Annotated in this window: 14 protein-coding genes; 1 reads left to right on the plus strand and 13 read right to left on the minus strand. The window is 57.2% G+C overall.

Features of this window, described 5'->3' with window-relative positions:
- A partial coding sequence (locus SMC7_RS03350) for an HNH endonuclease (protein ID WP_119088959.1) occupies positions 1–278 on the plus strand: 278 nt, incomplete at its 5' end.
- Positions 279–407: 129 nt separating this feature from the next.
- On the opposite strand, the gene SMC7_RS03355 is transcribed toward SMC7_RS03350, so the two are convergent.
- From SMC7_RS03355 to secA, 13 genes are all read right to left on the minus strand, one after another.
- Positions 408–1,370, minus strand: coding sequence for a methionyl-tRNA formyltransferase (locus SMC7_RS03355; RefSeq protein ID WP_119088960.1), 963 nt, complete (start codon positions 1,368–1,370; stop codon positions 408–410).
- A 2-nt stretch (positions 1,371–1,372) separates the two neighbouring features.
- Positions 1,373–1,882 (minus strand): peptide deformylase, encoded by a 510-nt coding sequence (gene def / locus SMC7_RS03360; RefSeq protein ID WP_165845107.1) that lies wholly within the window; start codon positions 1,880–1,882, stop codon positions 1,373–1,375.
- A gap of 4 nt (positions 1,883–1,886) precedes the next feature.
- A complete protein-coding gene (locus SMC7_RS03365; RefSeq protein ID WP_119088962.1) occupies positions 1,887–3,977 on the minus strand; it encodes a hypothetical protein in 2,091 nt (696 codons plus the stop codon).
- A 3-nt stretch (positions 3,978–3,980) separates the two neighbouring features.
- On the minus strand, positions 3,981–5,150 hold the full coding sequence (metK, locus tag SMC7_RS03370; RefSeq protein ID WP_119088963.1) for a methionine adenosyltransferase: 1,170 nt from the start codon (positions 5,148–5,150) through the stop codon (positions 3,981–3,983).
- An 89-nt stretch (positions 5,151–5,239) separates the two neighbouring features.
- Positions 5,240–5,503, minus strand: a complete 264-nt coding sequence (locus SMC7_RS03375; protein WP_119088964.1) for a hypothetical protein — start codon at positions 5,501–5,503, stop codon at positions 5,240–5,242.
- Between the two features lie 9 nt (positions 5,504–5,512).
- Positions 5,513–6,061, minus strand: coding sequence for a guanylate kinase (gmk, locus tag SMC7_RS03380; protein ID WP_119088965.1), 549 nt, complete (start codon positions 6,059–6,061; stop codon positions 5,513–5,515).
- A complete protein-coding gene (locus tag SMC7_RS03385) occupies positions 6,058–7,257 on the minus strand; it encodes a S41 family peptidase (RefSeq protein ID WP_119088966.1) in 1,200 nt (399 codons plus the stop codon). Before SMC7_RS03385 ends, gmk begins: the two co-directional genes overlap by 4 nt.
- Positions 7,258–7,281: 24 nt before the next feature.
- Positions 7,282–8,460: a murein hydrolase activator EnvC family protein gene (locus SMC7_RS07530; RefSeq protein WP_119088967.1), complete on the minus strand. Its 1,179-nt coding sequence runs from the start codon at positions 8,458–8,460 to the stop codon at positions 7,282–7,284.
- Positions 8,457–9,359, minus strand: coding sequence for a cell division protein FtsX (locus SMC7_RS03395; protein WP_119088968.1), 903 nt, complete (start codon positions 9,357–9,359; stop codon positions 8,457–8,459). The genes SMC7_RS07530 and SMC7_RS03395 overlap by 4 nt, the downstream gene beginning before the upstream one ends.
- A gap of 1 nt (position 9,360) precedes the next feature.
- Positions 9,361–10,026: a cell division ATP-binding protein FtsE gene (locus SMC7_RS03400; RefSeq protein ID WP_119088969.1), complete on the minus strand. Its 666-nt coding sequence runs from the start codon at positions 10,024–10,026 to the stop codon at positions 9,361–9,363.
- The gene (locus SMC7_RS03405; RefSeq protein WP_165845108.1) at positions 10,023–10,886 is read right to left on the minus strand and encodes a YitT family protein; all 864 of its coding nucleotides are present in this window, start codon (positions 10,884–10,886) and stop codon (positions 10,023–10,025) included. Before SMC7_RS03405 ends, SMC7_RS03400 begins: the two co-directional genes overlap by 4 nt.
- Complete coding sequence (gene prfB, locus SMC7_RS03410; protein ID WP_119088971.1) at positions 10,852–11,979, minus strand: peptide chain release factor 2; 1,128 nt, start codon at positions 11,977–11,979, stop codon at positions 10,852–10,854. Before prfB ends, SMC7_RS03405 begins: the two co-directional genes overlap by 35 nt.
- Entirely contained in the window at positions 11,966–14,551 is a 2,586-nt protein-coding gene (gene secA / locus SMC7_RS03415; protein WP_119088972.1) for a preprotein translocase subunit SecA, read from the minus strand. Before secA ends, prfB begins: the two co-directional genes overlap by 14 nt.
- Positions 14,552–14,559 lie beyond the last annotated feature (8 nt).

Consider the following 14,559-nt stretch of genomic DNA (forward strand, 5'->3'; position numbering starts at 1 on the left):
CTATGGCAGATCACATAAACGGAGACGACTTGGACAATAGGAAGGTGAACCTTCGTTGGGCAACACACGAACAGAACATGCAAAACCGGCCAGGCTGGAACAAGTACAGCTCTTATCCGGGGATCTTTTTTAAGAAAGACACAGGGAAGTGGGACGTTTGCGTCCATCGGTCATTCGAATCCTTGGAGGAGGCAGAAGCATTTTCGGAGGCTGTCCACGATTCGGTGTTTGGGCAGTATGCTCGGAAACCAAAACACGTCGGTGTGGTTTCGAAATGAATACCTGGTTCTGGTTGGCCTGGATTTTCGAGACTATGGACTGATCAGAATCGTGGTATACAAATCAATCTTTGTGAACCAGGGATCCAACTGTGGATAACTTTGGGCCGATCTTCGAGAAGGGAAAGTCTAGGCAGATGGGTTTCGGCGGAGGACAATTCCGGGGACAAGACGCCGACCATTCAGGAGGTCGGCCGTCGACATGGGAGCCTTCCCCTGAAACTGGAGTTCCAAAAGTTCAAGCCATCCGTCGTCGCAGCGAACGGCGGCACGCTTGCGCAGAAATTGCGCAACCGTACCACAGAGGGCGTCTGCGGGGAGGTCGGTGTGTGCAGACAAAGGGATAGCCCTGAGGATCTTCACCCGGTCGGCTCCCTGGAAAGTGCACGCACATGGTTCAGGGGCAAGAGCTCGAACAAGATTGTATGCTTGCACGACCGAACCTGACCAGTCGATGAGCTCGTCGTCAGACTTGAGCTTGCGCGCGTAGGAACCCGCGCCGGTTTGTTGCAGCAGCGTTGTTGACCTGTGCAACAGTTGGTCGAGGACGTGCAGGGCAAGTGGTGCGCCTACCCGGACGATAGACGCCTCGACATCGGTGCGGTAATCCGAGTCGGCAATTGTGAACGGTTCCTGAGCCAGGAGGTCGCCTTGGTCCAGCAGGCCGTTCATGCGAATGATGCTCACCGCTGACTGTCTGCAGCCGTCCATGATCTGGCGTTCAATAGGAGCTGCTCCCCGGTACCAGGGCAACGGGGACGGGTGGAGGTTGATGGAGGCGAGACGCGGTGCATCCAGGAGAGCCTGCGGAAGGAGTCTTCCATACGAAAGCAGAAACAGAATGTCGACGGCATCGTCGACCAGTCGCTTTGTCAGTACCTCCCCAGGGGTTTCTGCGCCATTGAGCGCAGGGATGGAGTGGGACTGCGCCCACTCTTGTACGGGGTTGGCCAGGAGCTTGCCTCGGCGGACGCGCGGCTTCTCTGACACGACCGCAAGGACGACGTGGAACCGACATCTGATGGTCTCGAAAACCGGGACCGAAATCGATGACGAACCAAAGACAGCGATGCGGGGAGCGTCCAAGGCCATCGTCAGAGCTGCTGTCCCTTTCCCTCGACTGTTTGAGTGAGTGCGGCGGCAACAGGACTTCCTTCCTGCACGGAAATCGTGGACGGGTCAGTGATCCGATCGACGAACAGCATGCCCTGGAGGTGATCGAACTCGTGCTGGATCACGCGAGCCTCAAAATCGAGGAACTTGTGGACGCGTCTCTTGCCGGTATGGTCCAGGTATGACAGCGTGATTTCAGTAGCACGGTCGATTGGAGCATAAACACCCGGAACGCTGAGACAGCCTTCCTCAGCGCTTGCTGATCCCTTGCGCTCCAAGATCTGAGGGTTCGCCACGAGATGGAGTCCTTCTCCGACATTATAGATGAAGAACGCTTGGCTAAGGCCGATCTGAGGGGCAGCCAAGCCGACTCCTGTCGGTTTCATGACATCTTCCATCGATTTGGCCAGATGAACAAGCTCTCTCGTCATCTTCCGTATGGGTTGTGCCTTCTTGCGAAGGATGGGACTGCCAATCAGCACGATCTTCATGTGATCAGTATACCCGGATGGCAGCATTCTGAAAGTGTCTATTGCGAGCGAGTGCGGTGCCGACACGCAGTCCAAGGGCCGCCTGCAAGGAGTCGGCACGGAACTCGAGAGAGAGGACTCTTGCTCGAGCTGAGACTGTCAGCAGATCGGCGTGCAGTCCGCGGAAATCCACTCCTTCCGCAGCAAGGGCGGTCCCCAAGTCCCTGCTTATTGCGTCCACATCGGGGCTGGTGCCACGAGACGAGACTCGTACGACGAACTGGCGTGCGAAAGGTGGCATCAACAGCTCACGGCGCTGTTCCCTCTCGTTCTCAAGGAAGACTGCCATGGTCTCAGTACCGTCGAGAACGCTTCGCAGGCCTGTGGAGCGGCGGTCGAGCTGGATCAGAACAGTGCCTGGCGCGGTTTCTGCTACCGCGCCACGGACGACGACGGCCAGCTGCTCGATGTTGTCGAACACCGGGTGTCGGAGTCCGACGCTCACGTCGGGAAAGACAACGAGCGCAGGCTTCAGGACGGCGATGCGCTGGGCGTCGGCATATGTGCCTAGAAACAGCGACGGACCAGTGTTCTGTTGAATTACGGTGTCGTCGCTGGGTATCATCAGCTGGACGGCTGAGACCGGAAACGTACGCTGGAGCTCACGGGCGAGGCGGTCCAAGCCATACCCTCGTGACCGAAGTTGTGTCCCTTGGCAGTTGGGACAAAGATCGGGCGGAGCCTCCGAATGACCGCACTGTTTGCAGAAGAGCCTCTTCCTGTCCCCCCCCAGGGTCAGCGTCGCACCACAGTCAGGGCATGTTGCCGTATACCCACATTCCGCACACTCGATCAGCGTCGCGAAACCGCGGATGTTGAGGAGAAGCATGGAGTCCTTGCCCTGGTCGTAGGTTTGCCGGAGGAGGCGCATCGTGGGTGCGAGGAGAACCCCCGAAGGCCCAGTCTGTTTCTCCGAGGCAGCGTTCTGACTCCGAAGAACGAAGGTAGCAGACACGTGGGCAGGGTTCTCGACCTCTGACCCCAGTGCAGAGTCTGTCGGGACGCCACAGGCGTCAAGCACTGAGAGTGTGGGCGCACTCACGCCAGCCAGACACGGGATGCCGTGTACCTTGCTCATGTCAGCTGCAACACTGAGAAGACTTCTGAGCGAAAAGTGTTGCCAGAAAAAGGGCCACTCCCCGGGGATCCCTAGATCCACGGCAACAAGTGCGATTTCCGGGAGGATCAACGACGAGAACTGACGGGTGCTCAGCCAGACGGTCGAGTGGCGGTCGCCACGAAAGCGTCTGGCGCCGACTGAGGGCCAACGGACAACTGGGATGCTCCAGTCGCGGGACAGGAGCCCTTCGTACAGACTCGCGAGCACGTCTGAGCTGACGATCAGGGCAACGCTGCCACCGCCTGCGATCGCGGCTTCTATGGCAGGGCGAAAGCGAGTCGCCCTGTCCACGAATGATCCGACAATGAGCTGTGGATCATTGTGGTCGCTCCATGCGCCGGACACTCGTGGCTCGGTGCCGGCTAGTCCGCCGTCGACAACAAATCCCTGTTCATAGAGCTTGCGTCTTGCGGGGGTTGACAGTTTCCAGAGCGCGCTCTGTAGATGAGCAGTGGCTTCAGTATCTGCAAGCAGTTGGCGCACTGGAGCGGTGGTTGTGGAAAAGGAGGGGTCCTGCGCGGCCATCACCTGCAGATTGTGCAGAAGCAGTGCCGGTTCGGGTGCGGTCAGGCGAGCCTTGTTGCGGTCATGCGGTTGAGATGCCTGCAGGAAACGGACAATCGCGAGGGCATCTTCCCAACCAAGGACCTGTCTCTCGAGAGAATGCTGAAGCGCTGCCACATCAGGCCCCAGCGCCGGATAGATGCCAGGCGCTGAGCACACACTCAGGGCAGGGAGTGGGAGCGCCCCTGTCTCGGACCATGGACCCTCGAGAACAGATGTCGACACGAGCAGGGCAGGCGCGACATCGTGCACAAAAGGAACCAGAAACCACGTTCCTGGTTCCGGTTTGTCCTCAACCGAACCGAGATCGTACGCAAGGAGGTTCCGCGAAAACGGACCTCTCTGCGTCAGAACGGCGAAACTGCCGATCACGGGCTAGATCTTGAGCCAGTTCTTGAGTTCTCGAGCCAGGTCAAGTTCTTCCCAGCTGAATCCTGGACGTCCGAAGTGACCGTGCATGGACGTCTGGCGGTAGATGGGCTTGCGAAGGCCGAGATAGTCGATGATGGCAGCGGGAGTCATTTCGACATTCTTCGCTACGGCGTCTCGTACGATCGACTCGGGCAGCGCGCCAGTGCCTTCAAAGGAAAGCTCGAACGAAACGGGGTCCTTCTGACCGATGACATAAGCCGCCTGAGTAAGGCATCGATGGGCAATACCGGCTGCCACGATGTTCTTCGCGAGATACCGCATAAGATAGGTGGCCGATCGGTCCACCTTTGTGGGGTCCTTGCCAGAGAAAGCTCCTCCGCCATGCGGGATACGTCCCCCGTAGGTGTCGATGGTTAGCTTGCGGCCCGTCATGCCCGTGTCGCACTGTGGGCCGCCCACGACAAACTTGCCGGTTGGGTTCACAAAGATCCTGGTCTTGCTGTCGAGAAGGTCGGACGGCAACGATGGCCGTACGACCTTCTCGATGATCTCCTCACGAGCCTGATTCGACATTCGTGAGGGATTCTCGGGATCAAGAACGGTATCGAGGTGCTGAGACGAGAGGACGACAGAACGCAGGTACACGGGCTTGTCGCCATCGTATTCCAGCGTGACCTGGCTCTTGCCATCCGGCCCCAGATAGTCAAGGATATTCTGCTGCCGGACTTCCTCCTGACGCATCGTAAGCCTGCGCGCCAGTTCGTATGGTAGCGGCATATACTCGGGCGTCTCGTCCGTGGCATAGCCATACATGATGCCCTGGTCCCCGGCCCCACCTGCGTCGACACCCTGGGCAATGTCTGGAGACTGGCGGCCAATTGCGTTGACGACCGCACAGGTCTTGGCGTCAAACCCATATTTCGGGTCATTGTAACCAATGCTGTCGATAGTCGACCGGACGACGCCGTCGACGTCGACGAATGCCTCGGTGGTTATCTCTCCCCCGACCATTACCAGACCATGTGTGACAAATGTCTCACAGGCAACGCGGCTGTATCGGTCCTTCGCAAGCAGATCGTCCAGAATCGCGTCCGATATCTGATCCGCGACCTTGTCGGGATGCCCGATCGTCACAAACTCTACGGTCTGACTGGTGCGCGCATTCTTGTCCATAGGTCTCTCCTTTCGCAAGCTGTCGACACCCCGCACGCTTGTACGGGGTGGTTGGCGTTTCTTCGCAAGTGATCGGACTTCAGGATGCGCTACCGCTTCGTTTTGGCGTCCTCGATGACGGGGTTCACAACGTCGCGTTCTGCAGCAGCCACCATGCGGCCGGCGGACTTCCGAAGGATGTCGTCAACAGGCTCGCGAAGTGGGTCGGTCTTCTCTTCGAGCAACTGATGTGATGTATCGAGAAGCTGACGAATGAGCCGATACTTGTTCGTGTCAACTTTCGCAATCAACGTCTCCAGATAGAGGTTTGCCAGCTCTGGCTGTTGGGTAGGCTGTTCTTTCTGCTCGTCCATGCACAACTCCTATCTCCGCAGTACACTGCGGATTATGCTGTCGACAATGTCGACCGTGGTCTCAAGGTGGCGGTTCGTGACCATGTAATCGTAGTCCTTGGCAAACGTCATCTCGTAATGACCAAGCTCGATGCGTTCAGCCATCTCTTCGGGTGTTTCGGAGCCCCTGCACTCCAGACGACGTTCAAGTTCCATCACATCCGGGGGCTTGAGGAAAATCATAAGGGCTCCCGGGAATAGGCGCTTTATGCTGGGACCGCCATGAATATCAATGGTCAGGACGAGAATCTCCTGCGGTCTGACAGCCTCAAGCGAGGACTTCAGCGTCCCATAGCGATGACCACATACATTAGCATACTCTGCGAACAGCCCTTTGTCAATCCAATCTGTGAACTGTTCCTCGGTCACAAAGTGATAATCGATGCCGTCCACTTCCCCCGGTCGGGGGGCCCTCGTCGTCACTGAGATCGAGCGCTGCATATCTGGGTAGCGCCGCAACAGTTCCGCGACGACAGTGCTCTTGCCGACGCCTCCAGGACCAGATACTACGACAATCATGGGCGCTTTCCTTCCTCTACCGTCTGGACGGCGCGTGCGAGCTGGCCATCGCCCGGGAGCGTTCCAAAGAGTGCGGGGGCCGGATCTGCTACGACGACGTTGGGAGTCAGCCCTTTCTTCTGGATCGTGTTCTTGTTTGGCGTATAGTACTCCTCGACCGTTACTTTGAGTTCATATCCTTCTGTGAGGTCCCAGCTTCGCTGGATGAGTCCTTTGCCAAACGTTGTGGTTCCCACGACGAGAGCCGCCTTGTTTTCCTGCATTGCAGCCGAGAAGATCTCGGAAGCGCTCGCAGAGTTTTCGTTGACCAGGACGACGATCGGAAATGCGACACTGCCACCATTGACGGTCACGGGGTTTACTTCGCCTCCGGCCTCCCTCGTCCACAAAGCTGTCCCATGGGGAATGAAGTTCGACAGCATGTCGAGGCACTCGTTCAGATAGCCGCCTCCATTGTCCCGTATATCGATGACCAGTCCTGCAATCTTCTGGTCCTCGAGCGTGTGAAGCGTCTGGGCAAACTTCACAGCCACACCAGAGCTGAACGAGGAGACGGAGATATAGCCAACCTTGTTCCCGATGATGCGACTCTCGACAACCGGGAGTTCAACCTGGCGCCGCACAACAGTGTAGTCGAGAAGTGTCCCGGCACGTTCGATCTTCAATCCGACGGAGGTACCCACCTTGCCCTTGACACGAGAAGAGACGGTGTCGAGGTCCAGTTTCCGAGCTGTCGTGCCGTCTATGCTGTCGATAAGGTCTCCAGGTTTTAGCCCAGCCTCTTCTGCAGGCGTACCGGCAAACACCCTCACAATCTCGATAGCGTCAGCTTTCGCGCTCGGCGTGATGACGACGCCAATGCCTACGTATTCACCAGACAGCTGTTCGCGAAAGTCCGCCGCCTCAGCAGGCGTAAACAACTCCGTGTACGGGTCGCCGAGGCCGGCAACCTGCCCCTTGAGGAGCTTCTCCGCATCCACCTTCTGGTAGTACTGCAGGCTGAGCGTGTCATAGATGTCTCCAGACAGCTTGAGGTAGGTTTCGCGGTCAATGGTCGTCTGGACAGACGATGGCCGGGAAGAACCTGTCAGGCGTGGTGCAAGAAACGGATAGGCAACGAATCCTGCCCAGAACGTGATCACAACGACGAGAAGTGCAGCTACTACTATGAGAAGCGAGGATTTTCTGGATGGCATGGAAATCTCCTTTCGCAGTGAGCGCTACGGTTTTGGCCCAAGATAGAGCATCGGATTCTTTGGAGTGGCATCGATCCGGACCTCAAAGTGCAGATGAGGGCCTGTGCTCCAGCCTGTGTTGTCTGTAAGGGCTATCACCTGACCACGTTTCACGGACTGCCCCTTTTTGGCAATGAACGACTTGAGATGTCCAAAGACCAGGGTCATGTGCTGGCCACACTGAAGCATCAGCATGTTACCATACCCTGAGAATCTCCCTTCGTACTCAACAACGCCGTCAGCGGGAGCAAGCAGCGTCGTCGACATCGGACAGCCCATGTCGATGCCGTTGTGCATCTCCCAGACACCGTTGATCGGGTCGTGGCGCATCCCAAAAAGCTCGGTGATGTGAATGCTGCCGGGTATGGGCCAGAGAAGCTTGCCTGTCGGCTCATTGCCCGGATGCTGCTGCCGATCGATCTCAGCGACAATCTGGTCGATGAGCTTGTTTTCCCGCTTGATTTCGTCTTGAATGCGCTTGTCATCGGCGGAGAATTGAGTACTCTTGGCTGCCAGATAGTTCAGGGTCTGCTGTGTGGCTGCTTTCTGCTCTGCCAGAAGGCTTGCCTGTTGTTTCTTGAGCGCATACACCTGTTCCAGCTGGCTCTTCGTCTGTGCATAGGCGGCGCGGTCCGATTGCAGAGCGAGTTTCTGTGTAGACACCGCAGACAGAGACCCCGTGATCTGTTGAAGGACAGCTGATACCCCCTGCTGAGCTTCGACAGTGGCGTTAAGATCTCCACCTGTGAAAGGGAGACCTGCGACATCGAGGTTGGACACGTGGTAGAGGAGATCGATCGACGACTCGATACCTGCTGACAGCTCATTGCATTGCTTTTCTCTGATGACGATCTGAGCCGCTGTCTTGGTGAGGAGGGTCTCGAGCTGGGCGATGCTGCTATCGATCTCCCCTATGTCGCCTTCCAACTGATCCACTTGGTCATTGAGAGAGGTCAGCTGACTCAGGAGGTTGTACTTGGCCGACTTGTTCTCCTTGATCAGCTTCTGAATCGCCTGAAGCTGTGTCTTCAGCTGGTTCATCTTCTGCTGGGCGGCCTTAAGGTCGCTCGTGAGATCTCCTTCGACGCGAGGAGCGAAGACGGAGCCGCCCACAAAAAGGGAGAGAATCAGGACAAGGGCAGTGAGAACCTTCAGGGTTCTCATTCGAGAAGCGTCTCCTCTCGACGCTGTTCCTCGTCAATGCGGTACGCCAGTAGCGTCGCAATGACGCAGGCCAGAAGGAGGCAAGCCAGGGAGGCCAGGACAACAGCGGAGGCGGCCCCAGCATAGACGACTCCCGCAGGCTCGGGTGTCACCCACGAAAAGGACGCCTTGAGGCGTGTCGTGGAATACCTGATAACACTGGGGAGGACAACGGCGAAGAGGACTGACGCGAGCGCCCAGACAGCGACCAGGTGGGCGGGTGTTGAGAGAAGAACCTGGAGGCTGCTGGCACCGACCACGCTCAGCACTGCAGTCTCTTTTCGTTTGCCATTGATGATGCTGAATGCCATGAGGCAGAAACCCGCAATGAAGAGAAAACTGGCGAGAACCAGCATGTAGAGCAGGAGGCTGTGGACAAACACGTTCGCATTGGCCATCCCCTGCACCGAGCTTTCGTCATACTCCACGCTTTGAACGCCTGCAAGAGAACGAAGCTCCGCAGCCAAGCCGGTGATGCCTTGCATGGAGACTGGATAGACCCGGATGAGAGGTGGAATCGGATTGTGTGTCAGGTCGCTAAATACGCTTGCGAACTGGGGATACTGAGTCTCAAGCTTCTTGAGGCCGTCTGCGGGACTCACGTATTCCGCACGGGCAACGGCTTCGTCTTTCTGCATCTGCTCAAGAAGAGTCTGGATGGAAGTCTGGTCCAGGCCGGCCAGAAGGTATGCGTTGATGGAGTGTGTGCCCTCGATCTCCACAATGGTGTGGCGCACGTCCATGGACATTGCATAGATGCCGGCGCTAGCGACCATCAGTACAGCTATCAGGATTGAAACGAGGAGAGTGCGGAAAGGATGTCTCACAAGGTCTTGCAGTGTCTGCTTGAAGGTAAACATGTCAGAAGTTGCCCTCCTCGACCTTTCGTCCACCGCGGAGCCGCACGAACGGCAGCCGCGTTGATTGGACGAGGTATAGATCATGGGTAGCCATGAAGACGGTAGCACCCTGACGGTTGGCGTCATGGAGGACCTCGACGATCTTCTCTCCGTTGCTCAGATCGAGGTTCCCGGTCGGCTCGTCCGCGAGGATGATGTCAGGTTTTGCGATGAGCGCGCGAGCGAGGGCAACACGCTGCTTCTCCCCCCCGGACAGCGAACAGCACATGCGACGCTGGTATCCTGCGAGGCCGACTTGGTCCAGGTACTTGTCCACCTCCTGGCTGATGGTCCGCTTGCCCACGCCTCGGACAGCTAGTGGCAGCGCCACATTTTCGTACACGGAGCGGTCGAATAGCAGCATGTAGTCCTGGAATACCATACCGATTCTCCGTCGCAGAGACGTCAGGGAGCCGCCATGAGCTGCTGCCGTGTCCGCTCCATCTACCAGGATGGTACCGTTCGTCGGCCGTTCGACACGATAGATGAGCCGCAGAACCGTGCTCTTTCCTGCGCCCGACTCACCTGTCAGAAAGACGAACTTGCCAGGGCCTACCTTGAAGGTGATATCCCTTAGACCATAGTATCCATCGTCATATCTCTTTGAGACGCTCAACATCTGTATCATCGTGTACCCAGCTCCTTGAAGCCGAGACCCAGAGTCTCGGTGACGTCCATGATGGCCACGAAGGCATCAGGGTCAACCTCATGGACGATCTGCTTGAGATGCGATATCTGGCTTTGGGGCACGACGCAGAACACGACTTCCTTGCGTTCGCCCGTGAAGCCGCCAGCTGCAGTGAATTTCGTCACTCCGCGATCCAGTTCGACCATGACCTTGCCGGCAATGGCTTCCGGTTGGTTGCTGACCACCCAGGCTGCCTTGGAGAAAGAGATTCCTTCCTGCACGAGGTCGATGGCTTTTGCAGAGATATAGAGCGACACGATTGAGTAAAGCGGTATCGTAACGCTCCGGAATGCGATACCCGAGAAGGCAATGATGACTGTGTCGATGATCAGCAGAGTCGTTCCGAAACTCAGCCCTACGCGTTCGGACAACATCTGAGCAAGGAGATCGGTGCCGCCGGTGGAAGCGAAGAAGCGGAAGATGATGCCAATCCCGATGCCCATGACGACTCCGGCGTAGACCGCCGAGAGCAGCATGTCCACGTGGAAGCCATGCGTGTACGGCACGATCGCATCGATAAGGAGTGACGAGACGATGGTTGCGTACACAGAACGCCACAGGAATGCCTTTCCCAGCCTCTTGAGGCTCAGCAGGAAGAGTGGAGTATTGAGGATGATGATCGTCGCGCCGATGGGAACGACCTTGAAGAAGTGATTCACAATGATCGCAAGTCCCGAGACGCCTCCGGGAGCCAGATCATGAGGGATGACGAAGAGGGCAAACGAAAGGGCGTAGACGAAACACCCGATCGTTATGCCGACGACGTCACGAATCGCTCGAACGACGATCTTCCGCGTCATGTCGCACGCTGGCAAGGATGAAGTCCTGCAGGTCGCCGTCGAGAACTGCATCAACGTTTCCTTTTTCTAGTCCCGTGCGGTGATCTTTGGCCAGCTTGTACGGCTGCAGGACGTACGACCGGATCTCGTTGCCCCATTCAGCTGACTTGAAGACGCCGCGCACTTCCGAAATCTGGGCATCCCGCTGCAGCTCCCGTTGCACAAACAGTCTGGATTTGAGGACGGCCATTGCCATTCGCTTGTTTTGCAGCTGCGAGCGCTCGTTCTGGCAGCTGGCCGAAATGCCCGTCGGAATGTGTGTGATGCGAACAGCGGTAGAAACCTTCTGCACGTTCTGGCCTCCATGACCTGACGCATGATAGACGTCGATGCGCAGATCACCTTCGGGGATGTCGGCGTCCGCGCTGGTTTCTGGGATTTCGGGGATGACATCTGCCGCCGCAAACGACGTGTGGCGACGTTTGTTCGCATCGAAAGGACTGATGCGGACTAGGCGATGAACACCTTTTTCGTGCATCAGAAGACCATAGGCGTACTGTCCCTTGATAACCAGTGTGCAACCCTTGATGCCTGCCTCTTCACCCTGCATGTAGTCTGTCACGAGTACTTCGAAACCCTGTCGTTCGGCATAACGGATATACATACGCATGAGCATTTCGGTCCAATCCTGTGCATCCGTTCCACCCGCTCCGCTCGATAGTGACAAGATGGCATTGGACGCATCATAGGGACCGCTGAAGTAGGCCGTCGTCTCGAGAATCTGCAGGTCATGCTCGAGATGTTCAATGGTGCCGACAGCTTCCCGCTCCAGCTCGGGGTCCGGCATCCCGACAAGGAGCTCGATGGCAGTCCGAGCGTTGTCCAGCCCAGACAATGCTTTCTGCTGGGAAGCAATGTCTGCCTCGATGCGCGCGATGCCACCCATGATCTCTGCTGCGCTCGTTTGGTCATTCCAGAAGCCGGCAGCCGTGGTCTTGGTCCGCAGCTCTTCCAGCCGCGCCTGCCGGCTCGCCAGCCAGCCAGGCTGATAAAGTCCGGAGACGCGTGACTCACACTCTGAAACACGCCTGCGCAGCGGTTCAAGATCGATCATGTTTCTTCTCTGGTTGTGCGGGTTGCAGCTCGAAGGTGAACAATGCCCTTGTCACATCGTGCTTTATCTGGTCCATCAGCACATTGAAGAGATCGTATCCTTCCTTCTGATAGGCAATGACCGGGTCCTGCTGCCCATAAGCACGCAGGCCGATGCCATCCTTGAGGTCGTCCATCTGAAGAAGATGGTCCCTCCATGCACTATCGATAGTGTGTAAGAAGAAGTAGTGCTCGATCTGGTGCATGACATTCTCTCCGTACCTGTTGTACTTCTCGCGGTAAATAGCCTCGGCACGGTCCTGAATCGTGGCGGTGAGCGCCTGTTCAGCGTCACGGTGTTCAACAAGGTCGGTCAACTCTTCGAGCGTCATCTCCACGGGTCTGCCAAAGGCATCCAGGACCAGGTCATTGTAGACTTTGCCAAGATCCGCCTCATCGGCTCGTTGCGCTTGGACGACCTGCTGTGCAGTCGTTTCGGCCTGTTCGTTGATGAACTCGTGCACCTCGTCCGCAAGGTCGACTCCCGCAAGAACCTTGTCACGTTCCGCGTAGATGACCTCGCGCTGTTTGTTGAGCACGTTGTCGTAGTCAAGGAGGCTCTTGCGCGCATCGAAGTTGTAGGACTCGACCTTCTTCTGGGACATCTCGATTGTCTTCGAGAGGAGCGGATGATTCACGGGCATCGACTCCTCGACCTTCATCATTTCGAAGATGCGCTGGATGCGGTCGCCACCGAAGATGCGCAGGATGTCGTCTTCTGCCGAGAGGAAGAACTTCGACTCACCAGGATCCCCTTGCCGGGCCGAGCGCCCCCGGAGCTGGTTGTCGATGCGACGCGACTCATGGCGCTCGGTCCCCAGGATGAAGAGACCTCCCAGACCTACGACCTCGTCATGTTCCTTCGCCCATGACCCACTGTACTCTGCAAAGAGCTTGGCGTACTGTTCCGCATACTGTTCTGCGTATTGTTCCGGCTGCTTCTTGGGGTCAGCTTTGGTACGAACAATAGCAGCGGCGTGAGCAAGAGCAGCAGGATTGCCCCCGAGCAGAATATCGACACCTCTGCCCGCCATGTTGGTGGCAATAGTGACCGAGCCTTTGCGACCTGCCTGGGCGATGATCTCGGCTTCTTTTTCGTGATACTTGGCATTGAGGACCTGATGCTTGATGCCAAGCTTCTTCAGCTCATGGCTCAGCCCTTCGGATTTCTCGACGGAACGTGTACCTACGAGGACGGGCTGCCCTTTTTCATGCCGTGCCTGGATCTCGCGGAGAATCGCGTCCAGTTTGCCACGCTCAGACCGATACACTTCATCGTCGGCATCCTGGCGGTCCACTGGACGGTGCGTGGGAATCTCGAGGACATCAAGTCCGTAGATTTCCTTGAACTCGTCTGCCTCTGTGAGCGCCGTTCCTGTCATCCCAGACAGCTTGTGGTACATCTTGAAGAAGTTCTGAATCGTGATGGTCGCCAGCGTCTGGCTCTCCTCGCGGACCTTGAGCCCTTCCTTTGCCTCGATGGCTTGGTGCAGCCCTTCGGAGTAACGGCGCCCATACATGAGCCGACCCGTGAATTCATCGACAATGATGACTTCTGTGTCCTTGATGATGTACTCACTGTCCTTCCTGAAGAAGATCTGAGCTCTGATGGCGTTGCGAAGGATCTTGCCATACGTGGCCTGCTCCTTCAGCAGCTTGTCCTCGGGAATCCTGGCAGCATGGGCAAAACGGGTCAGCAGATCCTCGGCTGGATCGATTGTCTTGTGCTTCTCGTCGTACACGTAGTCGGAGCCCTCTGGTGTCTCGTTGTCACCGGCGGCCATCTCCGAGCGAACCGTCCCCTTCAGTCGCTTGACGAATGCCGCAGCCTCGTAGTACGGTACGTCCGAGTCACCACCGGGGCCGGCGATGATAAGAGCTGTCCGAGCCTCATCGATGAAAATGTTGTCGACCTCGTCGACGATGCCAAAATCGAGAGCCCCCTTCTGCACCATGCCGTCTTCTGAGCCAGCCATATGGTCTCGCAGGTAGTCGAAGCCGAACTCGTTGTTTGTGCCATAGGTGATGTCGGCTGCGTAGGCAGCGTGGCGCTCTTCCGGAGAGCTGTCGTTCTGAAGGAGGCCGACCGATATGCCAAGGAACTCATAGACGGGCCCCATCCAAGCTCGGTCACGCTTGGCCAAGTAGTCGTTGACGGTGACAAGGTGGCCCCGGTGGCTCATGATGGCGTTGAGGTACAGAGGACACGTCGCTACAAGCGTCTTTCCTTCGCCCGTCTTCATTTCGGCGATGTTGCCGAAATAGAGCGCAATGCCTCCAAGGAGCTGTTCGGGGAAGTGCTCCAACCCTATGAGACGGCGGGAGGCCTCTCTCACCAGTGCGAAGGCTTCAGGTAACAGCTCGGTCTCGGTGGCGCCTGCAGCAGCCCTTGTTCTGAGCTCGGCTCCATACTTCTTCAAGCCCTCATCGTCGAGCTCGGCCAACGCCGGCTGGAGTTGAAGGATTCCTGGAACCATCGCGTCATATGTCTTGAGCTTGCGGGCAGCTGGGGAAAATGAGCTGAACAATCCCATCAGAGGGG

Origin of the sequence: Candidatus Cryosericum terrychapinii, assembly GCF_003570925.1 — a bacterium.
GTDB classification, from domain to species: domain Bacteria; phylum Caldisericota; class Caldisericia; order Cryosericales; family Cryosericaceae; genus Cryosericum; species Cryosericum terrychapinii.